The sequence below is a fragment of the Massilia sp. 01N410 genome (genome assembly GCF_056399665.1).
In genome coordinates this window covers 1-19,047 of the sequence record NZ_JBFTRV010000017.1, presented here as the reverse complement: position 1 = coordinate 19,047, position 19,047 = coordinate 1, and the positions used below count along the sequence as shown (strand labels likewise).

21 protein-coding genes and 1 pseudogene are annotated in these 19,047 nt (G+C 66.0%); 7 read left to right on the top strand and 15 right to left on the bottom strand.

Going from position 1 to position 19,047, the window contains the following annotated elements; translation table 11 throughout:
• Positions 1–44: 44 nt before the first annotated feature.
• The 5 genes from AC1DOP_RS20395 to AC1DOP_RS20375 form a co-directional block, all read right to left on the bottom strand.
• Positions 45–1,070 (bottom strand): MBL fold metallo-hydrolase, encoded by a 1,026-nt coding sequence (locus AC1DOP_RS20395; protein WP_442123464.1) that lies wholly within the window; start codon positions 1,068–1,070, stop codon positions 45–47.
• Complete coding sequence (locus AC1DOP_RS20390) at positions 1,067–2,428, bottom strand: ATP-binding protein (RefSeq protein ID WP_442123463.1); 1,362 nt, start codon at positions 2,426–2,428, stop codon at positions 1,067–1,069. Before AC1DOP_RS20390 ends, AC1DOP_RS20395 begins: the two co-directional genes overlap by 4 nt.
• Positions 2,425–3,087 (bottom strand): response regulator, encoded by a 663-nt coding sequence (locus AC1DOP_RS20385; protein ID WP_442123462.1) that lies wholly within the window; start codon positions 3,085–3,087, stop codon positions 2,425–2,427. The genes AC1DOP_RS20390 and AC1DOP_RS20385 overlap by 4 nt, the downstream gene beginning before the upstream one ends.
• Before the next feature lie 93 nt (positions 3,088–3,180).
• Positions 3,181–4,707, bottom strand: a complete 1,527-nt coding sequence (locus AC1DOP_RS20380) for a Do family serine endopeptidase (RefSeq protein ID WP_442123461.1) — start codon at positions 4,705–4,707, stop codon at positions 3,181–3,183.
• 183 nt (positions 4,708–4,890) lie between these two features.
• A complete protein-coding gene (locus AC1DOP_RS20375; RefSeq protein ID WP_442123460.1) occupies positions 4,891–5,361 on the bottom strand; it encodes an Hsp20 family protein in 471 nt (156 codons plus the stop codon).
• Between the two features lie 231 nt (positions 5,362–5,592).
• Here AC1DOP_RS20375 and AC1DOP_RS20370 point away from each other — a divergent pair, with 231 nt between their 5' ends.
• On the top strand, positions 5,593–7,530 hold the full coding sequence (locus AC1DOP_RS20370; RefSeq protein WP_442123459.1) for a M61 family metallopeptidase: 1,938 nt from the start codon (positions 5,593–5,595) through the stop codon (positions 7,528–7,530).
• 26 nt (positions 7,531–7,556) lie between these two features.
• Entirely contained in the window at positions 7,557–8,078 is a 522-nt protein-coding gene (locus AC1DOP_RS20365) for a hypothetical protein (protein WP_442123458.1), read from the top strand.
• On the opposite strand, the gene AC1DOP_RS20360 is transcribed toward AC1DOP_RS20365, so the two are convergent.
• A complete protein-coding gene (locus AC1DOP_RS20360; RefSeq protein ID WP_442123457.1) occupies positions 8,075–8,716 on the bottom strand; it encodes a CatA-like O-acetyltransferase in 642 nt (213 codons plus the stop codon). The two genes, AC1DOP_RS20365 and AC1DOP_RS20360, sit on opposite strands and share 4 nt — an antisense overlap.
• Positions 8,717–8,740: 24 nt before the next feature.
• Positions 8,741–9,496 (bottom strand): alpha/beta hydrolase family protein, encoded by a 756-nt coding sequence (locus AC1DOP_RS20355; RefSeq protein WP_442123456.1) that lies wholly within the window; start codon positions 9,494–9,496, stop codon positions 8,741–8,743.
• A gap of 111 nt (positions 9,497–9,607) precedes the next feature.
• Between AC1DOP_RS20355 and AC1DOP_RS20350 the strand changes: the two genes are divergently transcribed.
• Genes AC1DOP_RS20350 through AC1DOP_RS20335 form a run of 4 tightly spaced genes read left to right on the top strand, consistent with a single transcriptional unit; the run spans position 9,608 to position 12,140 of the window.
• Positions 9,608–9,820, top strand: a complete 213-nt coding sequence (locus AC1DOP_RS20350) for a ParD-like family protein (RefSeq protein ID WP_442123455.1) — start codon at positions 9,608–9,610, stop codon at positions 9,818–9,820.
• A complete protein-coding gene (gene map / locus AC1DOP_RS20345; protein WP_442123454.1) occupies positions 9,817–10,584 on the top strand; it encodes a type I methionyl aminopeptidase in 768 nt (255 codons plus the stop codon). The genes AC1DOP_RS20350 and map overlap by 4 nt, the downstream gene beginning before the upstream one ends.
• Positions 10,581–10,931, top strand: coding sequence for a DUF3147 family protein (locus AC1DOP_RS20340; protein WP_442123453.1), 351 nt, complete (start codon positions 10,581–10,583; stop codon positions 10,929–10,931). The genes map and AC1DOP_RS20340 overlap by 4 nt, the downstream gene beginning before the upstream one ends.
• Before the next feature lie 42 nt (positions 10,932–10,973).
• A complete protein-coding gene (locus tag AC1DOP_RS20335) occupies positions 10,974–12,140 on the top strand; it encodes an SGNH/GDSL hydrolase family protein (RefSeq protein ID WP_442123452.1) in 1,167 nt (388 codons plus the stop codon).
• Here the strand turns inward: AC1DOP_RS20335 and AC1DOP_RS20330 are convergent.
• From AC1DOP_RS20330 to imuA, 5 genes are all read right to left on the bottom strand, one after another.
• A complete protein-coding gene (locus tag AC1DOP_RS20330; RefSeq protein ID WP_442123451.1) occupies positions 12,137–13,093 on the bottom strand; it encodes an extracellular catalytic domain type 1 short-chain-length polyhydroxyalkanoate depolymerase in 957 nt (318 codons plus the stop codon). The two genes, AC1DOP_RS20335 and AC1DOP_RS20330, sit on opposite strands and share 4 nt — an antisense overlap.
• Before the next feature lie 119 nt (positions 13,094–13,212).
• A complete protein-coding gene (locus AC1DOP_RS20325) occupies positions 13,213–13,845 on the bottom strand; it encodes a phasin family protein (protein WP_442123450.1) in 633 nt (210 codons plus the stop codon).
• 255 nt (positions 13,846–14,100) lie between these two features.
• Entirely contained in the window at positions 14,101–14,451 is a 351-nt protein-coding gene (locus AC1DOP_RS20320) for a hypothetical protein (RefSeq protein ID WP_442123449.1), read from the bottom strand.
• Between the two features lie 102 nt (positions 14,452–14,553).
• On the bottom strand, positions 14,554–16,041 hold the full coding sequence (locus tag AC1DOP_RS20315) for a Y-family DNA polymerase (RefSeq protein WP_477253010.1): 1,488 nt from the start codon (positions 16,039–16,041) through the stop codon (positions 14,554–14,556).
• The gene (imuA, locus tag AC1DOP_RS20310; protein WP_442123447.1) at positions 15,971–16,711 is read right to left on the bottom strand and encodes a translesion DNA synthesis-associated protein ImuA; all 741 of its coding nucleotides are present in this window, start codon (positions 16,709–16,711) and stop codon (positions 15,971–15,973) included. Before imuA ends, AC1DOP_RS20315 begins: the two co-directional genes overlap by 71 nt.
• Before the next feature lie 267 nt (positions 16,712–16,978).
• On the opposite strand from imuA, the gene trhA reads away from it, so the two are divergent.
• On the top strand, positions 16,979–17,596 hold the full coding sequence (gene trhA, locus AC1DOP_RS20305; protein ID WP_442123446.1) for a PAQR family membrane homeostasis protein TrhA: 618 nt from the start codon (positions 16,979–16,981) through the stop codon (positions 17,594–17,596).
• A gap of 35 nt (positions 17,597–17,631) precedes the next feature.
• Here trhA and AC1DOP_RS20300 read toward each other — a convergent pair whose 3' ends face one another.
• The 3 genes and pseudogenes from AC1DOP_RS20300 to AC1DOP_RS20290 all read right to left on the bottom strand — a co-directional run.
• Positions 17,632–17,886 carry a hypothetical protein gene (locus AC1DOP_RS20300; protein WP_442123445.1) on the bottom strand — a complete coding sequence of 85 codons (255 nt, stop codon included), beginning with the start codon at positions 17,884–17,886 and terminating at the stop codon, positions 17,632–17,634.
• Positions 17,887–18,070: 184 nt separating this feature from the next.
• Positions 18,071–18,706, bottom strand: coding sequence for a class I SAM-dependent rRNA methyltransferase (locus tag AC1DOP_RS20295; protein WP_442123444.1), 636 nt, complete (start codon positions 18,704–18,706; stop codon positions 18,071–18,073).
• 83 nt (positions 18,707–18,789) lie between these two features.
• Positions 18,790–19,047 (bottom strand): annotated as a pseudogene (locus AC1DOP_RS20290) (hypothetical protein); the annotation flags it as partial.

Below are 19,047 nucleotides of genomic sequence, written 5' to 3'. Positions count from 1 at the left end.
CGGCGGTGCCGGGCTTTCCCCCATGCGTGGTGTGGCGCCGATGCCTATCGCTCGCGCCACCAGGCCGGGCCGGCCTCCGGGCGCGCGACCGCCAGGGCGGCGCCGATCTCCGGCGTCGCCAGCGGCACGCCGGCAACCCCGGCCAGCGCCGCTATGCGCTCCAGCGGCTCATACCAGGGGTGGAAGGCCAGGTCGAAGGTGCCGTTATGGATGGGCATCAGCCATTTTCCCCGCAGCTCGAGGTGGGCCTGCAGGGTCTGCTCGGGATGCATGTGGACGTCGGCCCATTGCAGGTCGTAGCCGCCGGTTTCCAGCATGGTGAGATCGAAGGGACCGTAGCGTTCGCCGATCTCCCTGAAGCCGGCGTGATAGCCGGTGTCGCCGCTGAAGAACAGGCGCACGTCGCCGGCGTCGATGACCCACGACACCCACAGGCTGCGGTCGCTGTCGCCCAGGCCGCGGCCCGAGAAATGCTGGGCCGGCACGGCCGCCAGGCGCACGCCGCCCAGCTGGGTTTCCTGCCACCAGTCGAGCTGGCGCACCTTGCCCGCATCGACGCCCCAGCGGACCAGGCGGTCGCCGACACCCAGCGGCGCCAGGAACAGTCCGGCCTTCGGCGCCAGGCGCAGGATGGCGTCGTGGTCGAGGTGGTCGTAGTGGTCGTGCGAGAGGATCACGGCGCGCAGCGGCGGCAGGTCGTCGATCGCCAGCGGCGGCGCGTGGAAGCGCTTCGGCCCGGCGAAGGAAAACGGCGAGGCGCGCTCGGCGAACACCGGGTCGGTCAGCCACCAGCCGCCGTCCAGCTTGATCAGCACGGTCGAATGGCCGAGGCGGAACAGGGTCGCATCCGGCGCCCGTTCGAGCGTGGCCGCATCGAGCTTGCGCACCGGGATCGGCCGGTCCGGCACCGTCGTCGCCGGCTTGGCGGTCAGCATGCGCCAGACCAGGCCCAGGGTTTTACGCAAGCCCATCGCCTGGCGCGGGACCACGTTGCGGTAGGCGCCGTCGGCGCGGCGCAGCGAGCCGGCCTGCGCCGCCGCGATGGCGTCAAGGGAGGAAAGGTCGTTCATGCCGGGAAGCGCACCACCGCCTCGAGCCCGCCCAGGCGGGCCGACTCGCCCAGCGACAGGGTAGCGCCGTGGCGCTCGGCGATCGCCTTGATGATGGCCAGGCCCAGGCCGCTGCCGGCGGCCTCGCTGCCGGGCACGCGGTAGAAGCGGTCGAACACGCGCTCGCGCTCTTCCGCCGGGATGCCGGGGCCGCTGTCCTCGACCCTGACGCAGAGCTGCTTGCCGGCCGCGTCCTGCTCCGCCGTCACCGACACGTCGACCGTGCCGCCGCCCGGGGTGTACTTGATCGCGTTGTCGACCAGGTTACGCAGCAGGATCATCAGGGATTCCGGCTGGCCTTCGACTGCGCCGGGATCGGCGCGCTGCAGGCCGAGGTCGATGTGCTTGTTCTGCGCGACGCCGATCAGGTCGGCCACCGCGCGCTTCGCCAGCTCGGCCAGCATGACCGGCTGGTGCGGGGCGGCGCTGGCCTCCTGGCGCGCCAGCACCAGCAGCTGCTCGACCAGGCGGGTGGCGCGTTCGATGCCGGCCGACAGGCGCGAGATCGCCAGCTTGCGTGCTTCGGCACTGTCGACGCGCTGGTCGGAACGCTCCAGGCTCTGCACCTGCAGCTTGAGCGCGGCCAGCGGCGTGCGCAGCTCGTGGGCGGCGTCGGCCACAAAAGTCTGCTGGGTGTCGAAGGCCTGGCGCACGCGGCCGAACAGCAGGTTCAGTTCCTGCACCAGCGGCCTCACCTCGTCGGGCAGGCCGGCGTCCGACACCGGCGACAGGTCGTCGGCCTGGCGCGAAGCCAGCTGCTTGCGCACCCGCGCCACCGGCTCCAGCGAGCCACTGATGACCCACCACACGACCAGCATCAGGATCGGCATCATCACCGCGATCGGTCCCAGCGTGCGCAGCGCCAGGTTGCTGGCCATGCTCCTGCGCACGGCCAGGTCCTGGGCCACCTGCACGGTCTGGGCGCTGGTCTGGATCGAGAAGATGCGGTAGGTGGTGCCGTTGGCGCGCACGTTGGAAAAGCCGAGCACCGCGCGCTGCGGCAGGCGCGCGTGCGAGGCGCTGCGGAACACCTGCACGCCGTCCGGCGACCACACCTGCACCACCAGGTCGTCGCTGCCGCTCAGCGGGGTATCGACGTTGCCGGGTTCCTCGCTGTTGGCCAGCGGGACGCGCGAGCGCAGCGACAGCGCCATCTGCTGCATGTGGTAGTCGAAGATCTGGTCGGCGTCGGCCAGCGCGGTGCGGTAGGCGATCGAGGCCTGGGCCACGGCGGCGATGGTAATGGCCGCCAGCACGTACCACAGCAGGCGGCCGCGCAGGGAGTGCGTGAGCCGGCGCCGCGCTTTTTTCGGACTCATACCTTCGGCACCATGTAACCCACGCCGCGCACGTTCTGGATCAGGTCACTGCCGAGTTTCTTGCGCAGGCCGTGGATGTAGACCTCCACCGCGTTGCTGCTGACTTCATCGCGCCAGCTGTACAGCTTTTCCTCGAGCTGGGCGCGCGACAGCACCGCGCCCGGACGGGCGACCAGGGCTTCCAGCACGGCCCACTCGCGCGCCGACAGCACGACCGGCTGGCCGTCGACCAGGGTCTCGCGGGTGGCGGGATTGACGGAGATGTTCTTGTATTCGAAGACGGGTTCGGCGCGCCCGGCGGCACGCCGCAGCAGCGCACGGATGCGCGCCAGCATTTCGTCGAGGTCGTAGGGTTTGAGGACGTAGTCGTCGGCGCCGGCGTCGAGCCCGGCGATGCGCTGGGCGACCGAGTCGCGCGCGGTGGCGACCAGTACCGGGGTGCGGTCCTTGCGGGAACGCATGGAGCGCAGCACTTCGAGCCCGTCCTTGCGCGGCAGGCCCAGGTCGAGCAGCACCAGGTCGTAGTTCTGGTTCTGCATCAGGGCCGTGTCGGCCATCTCGCCGTCCTTGACCCAGTCGACGGCGTAGTGCTCGGCCCGCAACAGGTCGAGCACCACTTCGCCGATCATCGTATCGTCTTCCACCAGCAACAGCCGCATCAAATCCCCCGATTCTCAGAAAACCATGCGGATAGAAGAATCTTTCGAGCTTTCAGTTTACCGAGGGGAGCTTAAACTCCCCTTAAACCATCCTTAGCCAATCCGCACGGGAATAAAGATTTTGTCATCTCCACGCTGGATCAGCAAGGCAACCGACTTGCTGGACTTGCCGACCACGTCGCGCACCTGCTCGACGCTGTTGACCGGCTTGCCGTTCACCGACAGCAGCACGTCGCCCGGCTGCACGCCGGCCACCTGGGCCGGACCGCCCGCATCCTCGACCAGCAGGCCGGAAGGAATGCCGGCCTGGCGGCGCTCGGTCGGGTCCAGCGGACGCAGGGCCAGGCCCAGCTTGGCGCCCTTGTCGGTGCTGGCCAGGTTGTCGCGGTTGGCCGGGTCCGGCTTGTCGTTGGCGTTCGCCAGGGTCGCGTTCAGCTGGACGGCGTGGCCGTCGCGCCAGACGTCCAGCGCCAGCTTGTCGCCCGGCTTGGCGACCGCCACGATGGAGCTCAGGTCGCCGCCGCCGACGATAGGCTGGCCGTTGACCTTGCGGATCACGTCGCCCGACTTGAGCCCGGCCTTGTCGGCCGCGCTGCCGCGCTCGACGTTCCGCACCAGCGCGCCGTCCGGCGAGTCCAGCTTGAAGGAATCGGCGAAGTCCTGGCCGACGTCCTGCAGGCCGATGCCCAGCTTCGCATGCTGCACCTTGCCGGTGGCGACGATCTGGTCCTTGATGCGGACCGCGACGTCGATCGGGATCGCAAACGACAGGCCCTGGTAGCCGCCGGTCTGGCTGTAGATCTGCGAGTTGATGCCGACCACCTCGCCGCGCGTGTTGAACAGCGGGCCGCCCGAGTTGCCGGGGTTGACCGCGACGTCGGTCTGGATGAACTGCACGCCGTTGGTATCGATGTTGCGGCCTTTCGCGCTCACCACGCCGGCGGTCACGCTGCTTTCCAGGCCGTAGGGCGAACCGATCGCCAGCACCCATTCGCCGACCTGCAGGTTACGGGTATTGCCGAGCGGGACCACCGGCAGGTTCTTCGCATCGATCTTCAGCACGGCGACGTCGGTCTTCGGGTCCGAGCCCAGGACCTTGGCGCGGTATTCGCGGCGGTCCTGCAGCTTGACCGTGACCTCGTCGGCATCGCGCACCACGTGCGCATTGGTCAGGATGACGCCGTCCGGGCTCACGATGAAGCCCGATCCGGCGCCGTAAACGAGTTCGCGTCCGCCTCCGTTGCCGCCGTGAGGAGGCGTAGGCTGGAAGCGGCGGAAGAATTCAAAGAAAGGATCGTCCTCGTCGAACTGCGGCATCTGGCGCTGGGCCACCTTGGTGGTGCCGACGACGCGCACGTTCACGACGGCCGGGCCGTTGTGGGCGACGATCCTGGTAAAGTCGGGCAGGCCCACTGCCGACGAATTGCCTGCGACAGGCGCCGGTGCGGCCGCCACCGGGGCTGCCTGGTTTTGCGCCAGGGCCGCGGCTTCCGCGGCGGCGGTGGCATTGTTATGGTTGACTGCGACCGCGCCCACCGCTCCGCCAATGACACCGGCCGCGCACAGGGCCAGGGTGAGACGTTTTGCGGTGATGGCGGTGACTGCACCTTCGTTAGCCATTACGTACTCCTGGATTGGAAAAGAGGTTTGTGGAGACTGCTGTTTTGATGCGAGTAGTTTCTCGCAATACCCTTAAATCACTCTTAAGCTTGAGCTTAGGACGGGCTTAAATCGACGGACGTAAAAAGAGGCGCTCGTGGCGCCTCGATTTTTCATGGTGGGCACACCGTGCCCACCTTACGCTTATGCGGCTTGCTGTTGCGGCTGCTCCAGCACTTGCACGTTGTCGGTGTTGCCGTTCGCATCGGCGATCGCGATCTTGCGCGGCTTCAGGGCCTCGGGCACTTCACGCACTAGTTCGATGGTGAGGATGCCATTGTCGAAGGCGGCGCTGACGACCTTCACGTGGTTGGCCAGCTGGAAGCGCTGCTCGAAATCGCGCTGGGCGATACCGCGGTGCAGGTAGTGGCGCTGGACCTCGTCCTTCTGCTTGCGGCCGGTCACGTGCAGGGTGTCGCGTTCGGAGACGATCTCGATCTCGCTGCGGCTGAAGCCGGCGAGCGCCATCACGATGCGGTATTTGTCTTCGCTGACCAGTTCGACGTTGTACGGCGGGTAGCTCGGCGCGGCTTCGGCGCGCTGCTCGAGCATATTGACCAGGCGGTCGAAACCGATGGCGGAACGATACAGGGGGGTCAGGTCAAAAGTACGCATGGCAAGTATCCTTTTCAAGTAAGCGATAAGTTTCCGGACCTCATCGTGAGCATCCGTTGGGACCAATCTAATGCCCCCTGCATGCGTTTTCAAGGCATACAAAATATCGTTTTTAATATTGTTTTTCGAATTTTATTTGCATCGATGCGGCTGAGCATCTACCCTTGGCGAGCGATGCTACACTCGGCCATTTGTTGCATTTTTGATTCACCCACGACCGTTTTCTCAGCCATGACCGCACACCATCCGCATCGCCGTTTCAAGACGCTGGCCAGCCGTTCCGCCACCGCGCTTCTCTCTACTGCTGCCCTGGCGCTCACACTCGCCGGCCCGGCCCGCGCCGACGTCCCCGCGCCCGTCGACCAGCCCTATCCCGGCACCATCGTCCTGAACGTCGATGCGACCAATCTGTCGCAACAGATCTTCCGCATGCGCATGAGCATCCCGGTCAAGCCGGGTCCGCTGACCCTGCTGTACCCGCAATGGCTGCCGGCCAACCACGGCCCCAACGGCCCGATCACCCAGCTGGCCGGCCTGAAGTTCACGGCCAACGGCAAGCCGGTCGAATGGACCCGCGATCCGGTGCAGGTGTTCGCCTTCCACCTGAACGTGCCCGAGGGCGCCAGCGTACTGGAAGCCGAGTACCAGTACCTGTCGCCGCTCGACACCTCGCAGGGCCGCATCACCATGACCGACGAGATCCTCGGCGTGCAATGGGTGTCGATGACCCTGTACCCGGCCGGCTACGTGGCGCGCCGCATCACCGTGCAGCCGAACCTGAAGCTGCCCGCCGGCTGGCAGTACGCCACCGCGCTGGAGACCGCGAACCGCCAGGGCGACGAAGTCCACTTCGAGCCGCACGACCTCGAAACCCTGATCGACTCGCCGCTGTTCGCCGGCCGCTACTACAAGCAGTTCGACCTCGATCCGGGCGCCAAGGTGCCGGTGCGCCTGAACGTCTTCGCCGACAATCCGGAAAGCCTGGAAGCCAAGCCGGAACAGATCGAAGCCCACCGCAAGCTGGTGCAGCAGGCCTATAAGCTGTTCCGCTCGCACCACTACAAGCACTACGATTTCCTGTTCGCGCTGTCGGACGAATTCGGCGGCATCGGCCGCGAACACCACCAGTCGAGCGAGAACGGCGTCAAGCCGGGCTACTTCACGGAATGGGCCAAGGGCGAAGCCGGCCGCGACCTGCTGCCGCACGAGTACACCCACTCGTGGGACGGCAAGTTCCGCCGCCCGGCCGGCCAGGACGTCCCCAACTTCAACACCCCGCTGCAGAACGAGCTGCTGTGGGTCTACGAAGGCCAGACCCAGTACTGGGGCAATGTGCTGGGCGCCCGCTCCACCCTGGTGTCGATGGCCGGCGCACGCGATGCGCTGGCGGCCACCGCCGCGCGCTACGACCACGTCGCCGGCCGCGCCTGGCGCGCCATGCAGGACACGGTCAACGACCCGATCCTGAACGCGCGCCGCCCGCTCGGCTGGGCCAACTGGCAGCGCAGCGAGGACTACTATTCGGAAGGCCAGCTGATCTGGCTGGACGTCGACACCCTGATCCGCGAAAAATCGGGCGACAAGAAATCGCTGGACGACTTCGCCCGCCTCTTCTACGGCATCGACGACGGCAGCTTCCTGCCGGCCTTCTATACCTTCGACGACGTGGTGGCGGCCCTGAACAAGGTCGTGCCCTACGACTGGGCCGCCTTCCTGCGCGCACGCGTGGACGGCCACGGTCCGGGCGCCCCGCTGGACGGCCTGGCGCGCGCCGGCTGGAAGCTGGTCTACACCGACACCCCGACCGACACCATCAAGAGCTACGACGACCGCCTGAAAGGCGCGGACCTGAGCTACTCGGTGGGCTTCACCGTGACCTCGGACGGCAGCGTGCGCAACGTGATCTGGGACGGCCCGGGCTTCCGCGCCGGCCTGGCCGCCAACACCAGCATCGTCGCCGTCAACAACCGCGTGTTCAAGCCGGAGCTGCTGAAGAAGGCGATCAAGGAAGCCAAGGACGGCAAGGAGCCGATCCAGCTGCTGGTCAAGAAGGGCAACGTGCTGCGCACGATTTCGCTCGACTACCACGGCGGCCTGCGTTATCCGCGCCTGGAGCGCATCCCGGGCACCAAGGACCGTCTGGAGGGAATCTATTCCGCACTGAAGTAAAAGTAAAAAAGGAGACAGAGATGGACATGATGCCGATTCTGCCGGAAACCGAGGTCGAAGCGACAGCCGCCCTGCACCTGGGGCGCCTGCTGTTCGTGTTCGGCCGCCTGGAGTTGAACCTGGGGCTGGCCCTGGTGCATACGGGACCGGCGGATGAAGTCGGGCGAGCGTCCGCCAGGATCGAGCGTCTGTCCTTCGACGAGAAGCTGCGCGAATGCGAGGCCGAGGTCGCGCGCCGCCATGCCGGCGATGCCGCGCTGCTGGCGCGCTGGCAGCGCTGGTTCGCGGCGGCGCATGGCCTGCGCAAGCTGAGGAAGGCTTTCGCGGAAGGCTGCTGGGGCTTCCGCAACATGCAGCAGGAGATCGTCCATGCCTCCACCCTGCCCTGCAACCCGGAGCAGGACGAGGTCCGCTATACCCTCGCCGGGTTCGCGGCCCGCGTCGTCGAAGCCGAGGACCTGGCCGAGGAGTTCTGCGCGCTGACGGACCTGTACCGGGTCGATCCGGGTCGTCGATCGGTCAGCGGCTGCGAAGGCGACACCGTCTAGGCGCCCATGATCTCCCGCAGCTCGGCGGCGATCTGCCGGGCCAGCAGGTGGATGTGGTAGCCGTCGACGAAACCGTGGTGGGCCTGCACCGAGAACGGCAGCTCCAGGCGGCCGTCCTGGCCGTCGCGGAACCTGCCCCAGGCCAGCGACGGAATGTCCGGCGTGGCCAGGGCGGCCATCGGATGCTGGATCGAGGTGAAGTCCAGCCAGGGCATGCAGGTCACGAAGACCTGGTCCTTGGCGTCGCGCGGGGACATGCCGCGGTACTTCCGGTTCAGCTCCAGCATATTGCCCGCTTCCTCGCGCGCCGCCAGGCCGTTGGCGACGAATTCGCGCACGTCGTCGGACCAGTCGAACTGGGCGAAATTCAGGTCGAAGTGCTGGTTGACCACCGTGAACGAGGGATGCAGGCGCTCGATGCGGATCACCTCGCCCTCATGCACGCGGTAGCGGAAGTTCTCGACCTTCAGGATGGAGCGCAGCACGGCGCACAGCAGCACGTGGAAGGGCGCCAGGCCCTGCTCCTTGCACCAGGGCCGGAAATCCGGCAGGTCCATGCGGAAGCAGATGTTGACCGCCGGGCTCTCCATGTGGTCGAAAAACTCGAAGCGGTCGCGCCGCCGTTCAAACTCTTGCATAGCTATCATGATGATGATGAGTGATCAGATGTAACGCGCGCTCCAGGCCGCGATGATGCCCGCCACATAGGCCGCATCAATCCTGCCCGTCACCAGGTGGTCGATGCCGTCGAGCGAGATGAAGCTCTTCGGATGCTGGGCGATGCCGAAGATGCGGCCGGCATTGTCGACGTCGACGGTCGAATCCTGCGGCGCATGCATCACCATCAGCGCGCGGCCCAGGTTGGCGATCCTTTCATGCAGCTGGTGCCGGCTCGCATCCTCGACGAAGTGGCGGCGGATATTGAAATCGCGCCCCGCCAGCTTCACGCGCGCCTCACCGAGCTGCTCGATGGTGTCGACGTGCTCGGACAGCAGCTTGTCGACCACGTAGTGCGGATCGCTGGGCGACGCGATCGTCACCACGGCGGTCGATTCGGGAATGCGGTGGGCGGCCGCCAGCACCGCGGTGCCGCCCAGGCTGTGGCCGATCAGTAGTTTGGGTGCGGCGAATTTCTGGCGCAGGAAATCCGCCGCGGCCACCAGGTCTTCCACGTTGGACGAAAAATTGGTGTCGGCGAATTTGCCATGACTGTTGCCCAGGCCGGCGAAGTCGAAGCGCAGCACGGCCACGCCGAGGTCGGCCAGCCCCTGCGAGATGCGGGTCGCCGCCAGCACGTCCTTGCTGCAGGTGAAGCAGTGGGCGAACAGCCCATAGGCGCGCGGCGTGCCGTCGGGCGCATCGAGCTTGGCCGAGATCTTGCCGTGCGGCCCCTGAAAATCCATACGTTCGGTAAGCATACCTTCCTGTCCTTGCTGAAGATGGCGCCACTGTGCACGGGATTGGCCATGCTTGCAACGCGCCTGAGTATTTGTATATACTTCGTATATGGACTATATATGGAACATACAATGGGCATCGTAAACATCGACGACGAGCTGCACGACCAGATACGCAAGGCCACCTCGGTCTCGTGCCGCTCGATCAATGCGCAGGCAGCATTCTGGATCAAGATCGGCATGCTGTGCGAAATGCACCCGACCCAGAGCTTCAACGAGATCGTGGTGCGGGAGTTGCGCGAAGCGGGAGTCGAGGCCATGGCGCCCAGAATGGCCGTGTCATGACCAAGCGCCCCGAAGAAATCGTCCTGATGGCGGCGGCGGGCAAGCTGCTGGCGGAAGTGTTCGGCCACCTGGACAAGCTGGACCTGATCGGCATGTCGACGATGGAAGTCAACGATCTGGCCGAGCGCTTCATCGTCGAGACGCTCGCGGCGCGCCCGGCCAGCAAGGGCCAGTACGGCTATGCCTACGCCCTGAACTCCTCGCGCAACAACGTGGTGTGCCACGGCGTGCCCTCGGCCGCCGAGATCCTGCAAAGCGGGGATATCGTGAATTTCGATATCACGCTGGAGAAGGACGGCTACATCGCCGATTCCAGCAAGACCTACCTGGTCGGCGAGGTGGCGCCGGCGGCCAGGCGGCTGGTGCAGGTGACGTACGAGGCGATGTGGAAGGGGATCAGGGCCGTGCGTCCGGGCGCCCGCCTCGGCGACGTCGGCCATGCGATCGAGCGCCACGCGCGCCGCAACGGCTACTCGGTGGTCAGGGAATATTGCGGCCACGGGATCGGCCGCGAAATGCATGAGCCGCCCCAGGTGCTGCATTGGGGGAAGCCGCAAACCGGCCTGATGCTGCGCGAAGGCATGGTGTTCACCATCGAGCCGATGCTGAACCAGGGCCGCGACGACGTGTTCACCGAGGACGATGGCTGGACCGTCGTCACGCGCGACGGCAAGCTGTCCGCGCAGTTCGAGCATACGGTGGCCGTGACGCGGCAAGGCGTGCGGGTGCTGACCTTGCGCGCCGGGGAGAAGATGCCCGCATGATCTGGATCGTCACGAAATACCTGGTCACGGCCGCCGTGGTCGTCGCGGTATCGGAATTCGCAAAGCGCAGCGACAAGCTGGGCGCCCTGATTGCCGCCCTGCCGATGGTGACGGTGCTGACCCTGATCTGGCTGCACGTGGAAAAGCAGCCGGCATCGAAGGTCGCCAACCATGCCTGGTACACCTTCTGGTACGTGGTGCCGACCCTGCCCATGTTCCTGGCGTTTCCCGCGCTGCTCGCCAGGCTTGGGTTCTGGCCCACGCTCGCGGTCTGCGTGGTGCTCACGATCGTCTGCTTCGCGCTGTTTGCGATGTTCGTCAGGCGCTTCGGCATCACGCTCATGTAAGCGTGCGAAGTGCGGCGCCGAATGCGGCGTAGAATGCAGCTCATGCATGAAACCACTCTTCCGATCCGCACCCCGCTGACCCGCGACTTCATCCACGGCGCGCTCGACGTCGAGCAGACCGAAGCCGGCATCCTGCCGCACCGCCTGCCCGCCTGGGCGCGCGTGCAATGCCCGGACGCGCAGCTGGCGATGGCGGAATCGCAGCCGTCCGGCGTGCGCCTGGTGTTCCAGACCGCGGCCACCGCGGTGGAGCTGGACGTGCTCGCGACCAAGCGCGTCTACAGCGGCCTGGGCCCGCGCCCGGACGGCATCTTCGACCTGTTCATCGGCGGCCAGCTGGCGCGCCAGGGCAGCGTGCAGGGAGGCCGGATCCTGCACATCGACATGAGCACCGGCGCGACGACCGTCACCGGCGGCGAGGCGCGGACCCTGCTTTTCGGCGGCCTGCCTCCCGGGCAGAAGACGATCGAGATCTGGCTGCCGCACGACGAGATGACCGAGCTGGTGTCGCTGCGTTCCGACGCGCCGCTGGATCCGGTGCCGGCCGTGGGCAGGCGCCGCTGGGTGCATCACGGCAGCTCGATCAGCCAGGGTTCGAATACCACCCACCCTTCCGGCACCTGGCCTGCGGTCGCCGCCGTGCGCACCGGCTTCGACCTGCTGAATCTCGGCTACAGCGGCAATGCCCTGCTGGATCCTTTCGTTGCCCGCGCCATCCGCGAGCTGCCGGCCGACGTCATCAGCCTCAAGATCGGCATCAACCTGGTCAACAAGGACCTGATGCGCCTGCGCGCCTTCGGCCCGGCCATGCACGGCTTCCTCGACACGATACGCGAAGGCCATCCGGACACGCCGCTGCTGGTAGTTTCGCCGATCTTCTGCCCCATCCACGAAACCCTGCCAGGGCCATCGGTGTACGACATGGATGCGCTGGCCGAAGGCCGCCTGCTGTTCAAGGCGGGCGGCAGCGCCGACGAGGGCCGGCAGGGCAAGCTGACCCTCGGCGTCATCCGCGAGCAGCTGCGCGCGATCGTCGGGCAGCGCCGCGCCGGCGATCCGAATCTTCATTACGTCGATGGCCTCGAGCTGTACGGCCCGAACGACAACCTGCGGCTGCCGCTGCCGGACGAACTGCATCCGGATGCGGCCAGCCACCGGCTCATCGGCGAGCGCTTCGCCGGGCTGCTGCGGTCCGCCTCGCTGCGCTAGGCAGCCGCCGGATGATTCATGAAGAAGCGCAGCATTTCCTCGCTGGCGTTGGGGCCCTGGATATCGGTGTAGCTGCCATGCGGGTTGCCGCCCGACCAGACGTGACCGGTACCGTGCACGGTCCATTGCTCAGCCAGCACGCTACCGTTTTTTTTGCGGTGAATCTGGCGAGTGAACTTGCGTCCGCCGCTGCAGCCGGTTTCTTCCACGATCGCGATGTCGGCATGCTTGCCCCGCCTGTGCGCCGGATCGCTGTCGACGGATTGTCGCACCACGCCGTTGCTGTTCTTTCGATTCACCGTGGCGTCGGCATCGCCGTGAAAGACGATCACCGGCGGATTGGCGTGCGGGACGGTCGGCGCCAGCGCGGCCGGATCGTGACCGTCGCGCATGGCCAGCATCGCGCCGATGCCGCTGGTCGCGCTGCCGTGCGCCAGGCCGGAGTGGCAGCCGACCGCGCTGAACAGATCGGGATAAGTGCGTCCCAGGATCACAGCCATCGCGCCCCCCGATGACAGTCCGGCGACCGCGACGCGCCTGGCATCGACCGCATGCTCGACCATGATGCGCCGGGTGAGTCCTGCGATCAGCGCCGGCTCGCCTTCGCCGCGCCGCTGGTGGTCCTGATCGTACCAGTTCCAGCACCTGTTCCAGTGCGCGCTGCAGGACTGCTCGGGATACAGGACCAGGCAACCGTATTCCTCGGCCAGCGTGTTCATGCCCGTGCCGCGGGCGAAGTCGGCGGCGTCCTGCCCACAGCCGTGCAGCATCACGACCAGCGGCATCGGCTCGCTGCGCGCGTCGCTGGGAATAAACAGTCGGTAGCGGAGGGTTTGCCCTTCCTCCTCGTGGTATCCGGACGCGAATTCTCCGGCCGGCGGGGACGGGGCCGCATGACCGTTCCCCGAGAAAATGGCGAACGGTGGCCAAGCGTCGAATACTGTATTGAACATGGGCTGATTCCTGGGTGAGCTGATACGAGTCTCCTGTAGAAATGAAAAGCGGCGGCGAGACTGCGTGGTCATCGACGCCGCGAGGGATGGCCCTGCAAAAGCAGGGCCGGAAAAGGAGGTCAGCGCGGCTTGGCGGGATTCTTGTTGACGGATTCGTGCGCCTGGTTGCCCTGCATATTGCCCTGGGCGCTGACTTTGCCGGCCGGTCCCTCGGCCTCTACGCGGACACCGGCATCGCGTCCGCCGCTTTGCAGATTGCCCTGGAACTGAGCGCCAGCCCTTTCACCGCGCTTGCCTTCCTGCTTGAAAAGGTCGCGAAAGTCTTTCGCGGCTTCTTCTTGCTGGCGCATGCTCTTGCTCGTTTCTTCGACGGCGGCACGCGTCACGTCGTCCGCCAGCGCGCGGGCGGTACGCGACGTCTCCGGCACATGCCGTTCGGAGACTTGGGTCAGGTCGACCTGGGTGGCGGAAGCGATCTGGGAAAGATGCTGCTGGTAGACGCGCAGCGTTTCGGTGGCCGGCTGGGCGCGCGCTGCCGCCAACGACATCGCTTCGGTCGGATGCTCGGTCGTCAGCAAATGCTGGCCGGCCTTGGTGGCTTGCTCGAACAGAGACTGGGTCAGCTGCATGTTCAGTTGGCCGATCTGCTGGAAAGAGCGCGACATGGCCTGGGACAGCTCGTTGAAGAATGCGACCTGGGCATCGATGTGCAAGCGGAGGGCGGGATTGACGGATTGCGGGAATGGATACATGGAGTACCTTTAGAAAAACATACATGGAGTACGGAACATCCCGGATGGGATGGGCCGATGCGCCTGGGGGATTCATGGACAGGGCAGCACAGACTGCCTGGAGGGATCGCGATCCTGAAGACCGCGTGCAGAAGACATACTATGCGCTCTTTTCGACACGTGTGCCGAAAACGTGCAGGAGTATTTTTGTGTATTGGTTGCCGGAAAAAGCAGGCTCCGGGCGCGCCTTCCGGCGACGGTCAGGCAGCGGCGCTTCTAGCTTTCCTGCCTGCCTTCCGTCCCTACGAGTCCCGGTTCGTGCTTTGCATACTCGAGTGCGGCAGACAGCAGATCGTAGCGGTAAGGACCGTACAAGTAGTGGCCGCGCTCGTACACGATGCCATGCGCCGCCATTTGCAGCCGATCTTGCGGCGTCGGTCCGACCCATTGCTTCCAGTGGCGCGGCGTCTGGTCTTCGCGGAAACCGGGTCTGGCCCGGTCCAGCTTTGCGTAGCCGAACGCGTCCTCGAGCCGGTCGTAGCTGTACTCCCGGTAGTGGTACGTCCGTCCGTCGAAGCAGATGCCGACAGCGGCCGCGGCCGGTGGCAGAACAGATGATGAGTCCACGATGTCCTCACAGGAAGTCGTCGCGCACGAAGCTGGCGGGGAAAATAACAATACACCCGCGGCCCTTGCTTCACCTAGCATTTTTGGACTGCCACCGCGGACTTATCCGAACAGGCCGTGCAGGAACCAGCGCGGCTCGGACTCGTCTGCCCCGATCCTTTCCCGGTACACCCAGTACAGAGCGTGATCCTGCCCCTCGGCGATGAAGTAGTCGCGGGTCTCGGGTCCATTCCACCAGCCTGCCTCGATCCGCTCCGGGTTCGAGGCCATGCGCAGCGGCGATCCATAGAAGGGCCGGTGTTCGCGCATCAGCAGCGCGATCGGCTTGGCCAGCAGCCAGGTCGGACGCGGCAGGCTCATCACGTCGGGCGGCATCTGCGCATTGCGCGCGCGGTCGCTGACCTTCTGCTGCACCGGCACCCAGACATTCGCCTGCTCCGGACGGTAATCGGCCATCGGCCGCGCCTGCAGCACGTTGTCCGCGCCCAGGCGCGCCACCAGCAGCTCCAGCATGCGCATGCGGTCTTCCTCGCTGCCGCCCGGCTCCGGGAACAGGGAGTCGCTCAAGGGCGCCATCGGCTGCAGCTGCTTCGCCTCCAGGCCGAGGCCGATCACCGGCGCCTCCAGCACCAGCTTGGCCAGGCGTTCCTTCAGCAGGCGCACCAGATGCTCGTCGCGCCAGGCCGGCTCGGCCAGCGCCACCTCGACGCAGGTCGGCGGCCGCGCTTCCCTGCCCCGCTCGTGTTCGAGCCTGAGCACGATGCGCTCGACCGCCAGCTGGCGCGCGCACAGCCAGCCGGTCAGCTGCAGCAGCAGGCGGCGGGCGCCCGCCAGCAGCAGCTCGGCATCGTCGATGCGGTCGAACAGTTCGATACGCGCGGCAAAGGTTTCGGGGGCGGCGATCCACTCGTACAGTTCCGGACTCAGGCCGTAGGCGGCGTCCAGCAGGTCGAGCAATGCGCGCCCGCAGCGCCGCTGCAGGCCGGGACGCGGCAGGCGCCGCAGCTCGCCCAGGCTGGCGCAGCCGATGCCTTCGAACCAGGCCGCGAAGGGCCGCGCCGACGGCGCCAGCAGCAGGTCCAGCAGGTCGAGGCGGCGCACCAGGGTCGGCATCTTGAGCGTGCGCCGCATGCTCCTGTGACCGCCGGCGCGCGCCAGCAGCCAGGCGCCGCGCGCGGTCGGGGCGCAGGCGAGCGAGGCCGTGAAGCCCAGCGCGCGCACGTCCGCGCGCACGCGCCGGCACAGTGCGCGCACGCCGCCGAACAGGCGCAGGCTGGCGCCGACGTCCATCAGCAAGGTCCCCTCCTCGGCCTCGGCCACCTGCGGCGTGTACTGCAGCATCGCCAGCGCCACCGCATACAGGGCCTCGGCTTCACGCGGCGGCGAGCGCTCGTGGACCCTGGCATCGGGCATCAGCATCAGCACGCCGCCACGGCGCATGCCGGGCTGGACGCCGGCGGCGCGCGCCGTGGCGGACAACGCCAGCACGCGCTCCTGCTCGAGCACGACGCTGCCGGCGTCAGTGCACCAGCTGGGGCTGAAGACCTCGAGCGGCAGCCGGGGCAGGGACAGGCCGATCCACAGGCGCATGACGTTGCGGTTGAGTTTGTACCAGGTGGGAGGAAAGCGGCAGGAACAGCGGCGCATCGCGCTGCGGTCCCCGGCGCTTGACGAAGTCGATCTCGAGGCCGCCGGCCTGGGGCCGCAGCGCCAGGCGCAGCGGCGCGGGCGAGGCGTCCTGCCGGGAGGCCAGCGGGCGCATCATGAAGAACAGGGTCTCGCCGCCCTGCGCCGCCAGGTGCAGGCGGCGCAGGCTGTCGCCGCGCACCTGGCTCTGCCGCTCGAAGCCCGGCCAGAACAGCAGCGCGCCGCAACTGCCGCTGCGCAGCACCTGTTCGGCCGCCCATAGCGCATCGGCCATGCGGCTGGTGCGCAGCCAGATCAGCTGCGAAGGCGGCACGCCCAGCGCGGCCAGGGCCAGCGCCTGCGGCGGATGGGGCGGCTGCAGCAGCACGATGCGGCGCGCCGCCACCTCCGCCAGGGCCGGACGCAGCAGGCGCATCTCGCCGATGCCGGGCTGCTGCAGCAGCAGGTCGACCAGGGCGCCGGCCGGCCAGCCGCCGCCCGGCAGCTGCGCCGACAGGGCCGCGTGGCCGGTATCCACGCAGCGGCTTGAAGAACGCGCCAGCTGCGAGGCGCGCCAGAGCGACGGATGCAAGGATTCCGGCGCTGCTGAGGTGGAATCTGAGCAGTTGATCATAGGGTGATGCGAAGAAATACTGTATGTTTATACAGTACTATTCTCTTCAGGTTTTGGCAAGGTTTATCTTTTGGAACGCGCTGCCGGCTTCAAAAGCCATTGTTGTAAACCAAACCCGCCCACGCGCGACAATCCAAGCGTTTCAGTTTTACTGCATGCGATACTGTGCGAAGAGCTGAACTTCGGCACAGTGACGAATCAGCGACCGCCTGGTCGGATCATCACTATTTCGCTGCTGGCCGGCAGGAATTTCGCGAGTGCTGACTTATGTATTACGGCGAACGCCTCAACAGTGTCACGCATACCATTGGCGCGGTCCTGGCTGCGGCCAGCGGCGCGCTGTTGATCGTGGTGGCGGCGCGTGGCGGCGATCCCTGGAAAATCGCCAGCTTCAGCATCTACGCCGCCATGCTGCTGATCCTGTACCTGACGTCCACCCTATATCACAGCACTCGGGGCGCAGCCAAGAACGTACTGCGAAAGATGGACCATTGCGCCATCTATCTCTTAATCGCAGGCAGCTATACGCCATTCACTTTAGTCACGCTGCGTGGAATCTACGGTTGGTCGATGTTCGGCGTGGTCTGGGGATTGGCTGTATTCGGTATTGTCCAGGAAATCTGGTATGCCAAGGGCGCGCGTATTCTGTCGCTCGTCATCTATTTGATGATGGGCTGGCTTGCTGCGTTTGGCATCATGCCCCTGATTAGAGTCCTGGGCTGGCAGGGCTTTGCCTGGCTGGCAGGTGGAGGCTTGTTTTACACAATCGGCATCGTCTTTTACGCTACCGACCACAAAGTGCGCCATGGCCACGGCATCTGGCACTTGTTCGTCCTCGGCGGCAGCATTTGCCACTACATCGCCGTTTTCTTTTACGTCGCCTGAAACCCGGCCTGCCACGTACTCCGGCGCTCTTCTACTCAGCAGCCTTCCATGTCCTTGACGATCCGTGTGATGCTGATGGCAGGCGGATCGCTTGCCGGAAACGATTCTTCCAGTCCTTCATCCAGCAATTCATTCTTGTGCTTCGGACTTGTTTCATCGACTTCGTGAAACCGGTTCGACGACGCACATCGTGTTTCACCAGCCCGACCCGCATGGAGACGGATATTCGATTTTCCGGCCGGCATTTTGGAGAGCAGCAAGGGCTCGACCACTTCCACATATTCCATCATATGACTCCCACTTTTCCATGCTTCATCGCAGTCGGGTCGTGGCAGGCTGTCTCAGGCGACTTGTTTCGAATCTTGCGCCGGTCGTCGAGGCGGCCGGCTTACCTGCCGTGGATCATCAGAAAAACAATGAAGTAGTTTCACACGCAGGACGATTTTACGCGCCTTATGAATTCACGCACGAATCTCAGCGCGGATACACGAAGCCGGTGCGGATATCGGTCGGCAGCAGGCGCTTGCCATCGCGTACCATCAGGCGCTGGGGCGGCTCGTCGCCGGCCAGCGCACGCCATATCACGGGCAGCCCTTCGCCCTTGCGCAACAGCTCGTCGCTGCGTTCGAATACGTTGAGACAACCCGTGGCGGCCAGCAGCGCCTGCACGATGGTCACCTTCCACAAGTCGACACCGGCAGCATTGAACTGGCATACCAGGTAACCGCCGGTCCCGCCATAGCTGTGCACCAGCAGGCCCGGCAAGCCGTCTTTTTCGCCATCGATCACCAGCGCCAAGGCTTGTGGATCGGCGCCCTGCACGGCAGCGGCGCGCCGCGAGACCGCGGCCTGCACCCGACGCTTGATCATTGCGTGGTCGACCGGCTCGTCCTCGCGCAGGGTCCAGACGCGGGCTGCGATCTGCGACCTGGCGTTGTACGCCGCGCGCGCCAGAAACCGGCGCGACGACGACTGCACGAGCGCCGTGGCGCCGGCCTTGTTGCGTTCCTGGGGCCGCCCCTCGACCTTGGCGATGGCCGAAAGGTAAATCCACGGATCGCCGGACAGCAGGCCTGTTTCCTTGCCTTGTTTGATGGTGATGATGAGCATATGAAGGCTTCGTTTTCAGAAGCCGAATGATACAGCAAGGCTTTGTCGCCCCCAGGCCGGCCAATCAATTGGCGCTGTTCGCGCTAAGTGTTGAATCTGCCGAGCGCCGCTCTCAAAAAGGCGTCTGGACTGGCAATGCGCTGGCCATCCAGCGCCCAGCGCCAGCCGAAGTAGTGGTCCAGGTATCGGCTCGCGACGCCGCGGAAAGGCAGCAGCCAGGTGCGCATCCGGCTGTGATAGGCGTTCACGTTCTGGATGTGCAGCGCACCGCGCTTTCGTTCGCCGGCGCTCGCGTTGATGGCTTCATGCGAAATCCCGACCTCCCGCGCGAATGCCGGGTA

What these genes read in the sequence shown, in the direction of transcription:
- AC1DOP_RS20355 (WP_442123456.1), bottom strand. Translation starts at nt 9,496, where the DNA reads ATGCTTACCGAACGTATGGATTTTCAGGGGCCGCACGGCAAGATCTCG.
- trhA (WP_442123446.1), top strand. Translation starts at nt 16,979, where the DNA reads ATGTATTACGGCGAACGCCTCAACAGTGTCACGCATACCATTGGCGCG.
- AC1DOP_RS20295 (WP_442123444.1), bottom strand. Translation starts at nt 18,706, where the DNA reads ATGCTCATCATCACCATCAAACAAGGCAAGGAAACAGGCCTGCTGTCC.
- AC1DOP_RS20325 (WP_442123450.1), bottom strand. Translation starts at nt 13,845, where the DNA reads ATGTATCCATTCCCGCAATCCGTCAATCCCGCCCTCCGCTTGCACATC.
- AC1DOP_RS20340 (WP_442123453.1), top strand. Translation starts at nt 10,581, where the DNA reads ATGATCTGGATCGTCACGAAATACCTGGTCACGGCCGCCGTGGTCGTC.
- AC1DOP_RS20335 (WP_442123452.1), top strand. Translation starts at nt 10,974, where the DNA reads ATGCATGAAACCACTCTTCCGATCCGCACCCCGCTGACCCGCGACTTC.
- AC1DOP_RS20300 (WP_442123445.1), bottom strand. Translation starts at nt 17,886, where the DNA reads ATGATGGAATATGTGGAAGTGGTCGAGCCCTTGCTGCTCTCCAAAATG.
- imuA (WP_442123447.1), bottom strand. Translation starts at nt 16,711, where the DNA reads ATGATCAACTGCTCAGATTCCACCTCAGCAGCGCCGGAATCCTTGCAT.
- map (WP_442123454.1), top strand. Translation starts at nt 9,817, where the DNA reads ATGACCAAGCGCCCCGAAGAAATCGTCCTGATGGCGGCGGCGGGCAAG.
- AC1DOP_RS20330 (WP_442123451.1), bottom strand. Translation starts at nt 13,093, where the DNA reads ATGTTCAATACAGTATTCGACGCTTGGCCACCGTTCGCCATTTTCTCG.
- AC1DOP_RS20380 (WP_442123461.1), bottom strand. Translation starts at nt 4,707, where the DNA reads ATGGCTAACGAAGGTGCAGTCACCGCCATCACCGCAAAACGTCTCACC.
- AC1DOP_RS20370 (WP_442123459.1), top strand. Translation starts at nt 5,593, where the DNA reads ATGACCGCACACCATCCGCATCGCCGTTTCAAGACGCTGGCCAGCCGT.
- AC1DOP_RS20350 (WP_442123455.1), top strand. Translation starts at nt 9,608, where the DNA reads ATGGGCATCGTAAACATCGACGACGAGCTGCACGACCAGATACGCAAG.
- AC1DOP_RS20315 (WP_477253010.1), bottom strand. Translation starts at nt 16,041, where the DNA reads ATGCGCCTGTGGATCGGCCTGTCCCTGCCCCGGCTGCCGCTCGAGGTC.
- AC1DOP_RS20375 (WP_442123460.1), bottom strand. Translation starts at nt 5,361, where the DNA reads ATGCGTACTTTTGACCTGACCCCCCTGTATCGTTCCGCCATCGGTTTC.
- AC1DOP_RS20360 (WP_442123457.1), bottom strand. Translation starts at nt 8,716, where the DNA reads ATGCAAGAGTTTGAACGGCGGCGCGACCGCTTCGAGTTTTTCGACCAC.
- AC1DOP_RS20395 (WP_442123464.1), bottom strand. Translation starts at nt 1,070, where the DNA reads ATGAACGACCTTTCCTCCCTTGACGCCATCGCGGCGGCGCAGGCCGGC.
- AC1DOP_RS20385 (WP_442123462.1), bottom strand. Translation starts at nt 3,087, where the DNA reads ATGCGGCTGTTGCTGGTGGAAGACGATACGATGATCGGCGAAGTGGTG.
- AC1DOP_RS20365 (WP_442123458.1), top strand. Translation starts at nt 7,557, where the DNA reads ATGATGCCGATTCTGCCGGAAACCGAGGTCGAAGCGACAGCCGCCCTG.
- AC1DOP_RS20390 (WP_442123463.1), bottom strand. Translation starts at nt 2,428, where the DNA reads ATGAGTCCGAAAAAAGCGCGGCGCCGGCTCACGCACTCCCTGCGCGGC.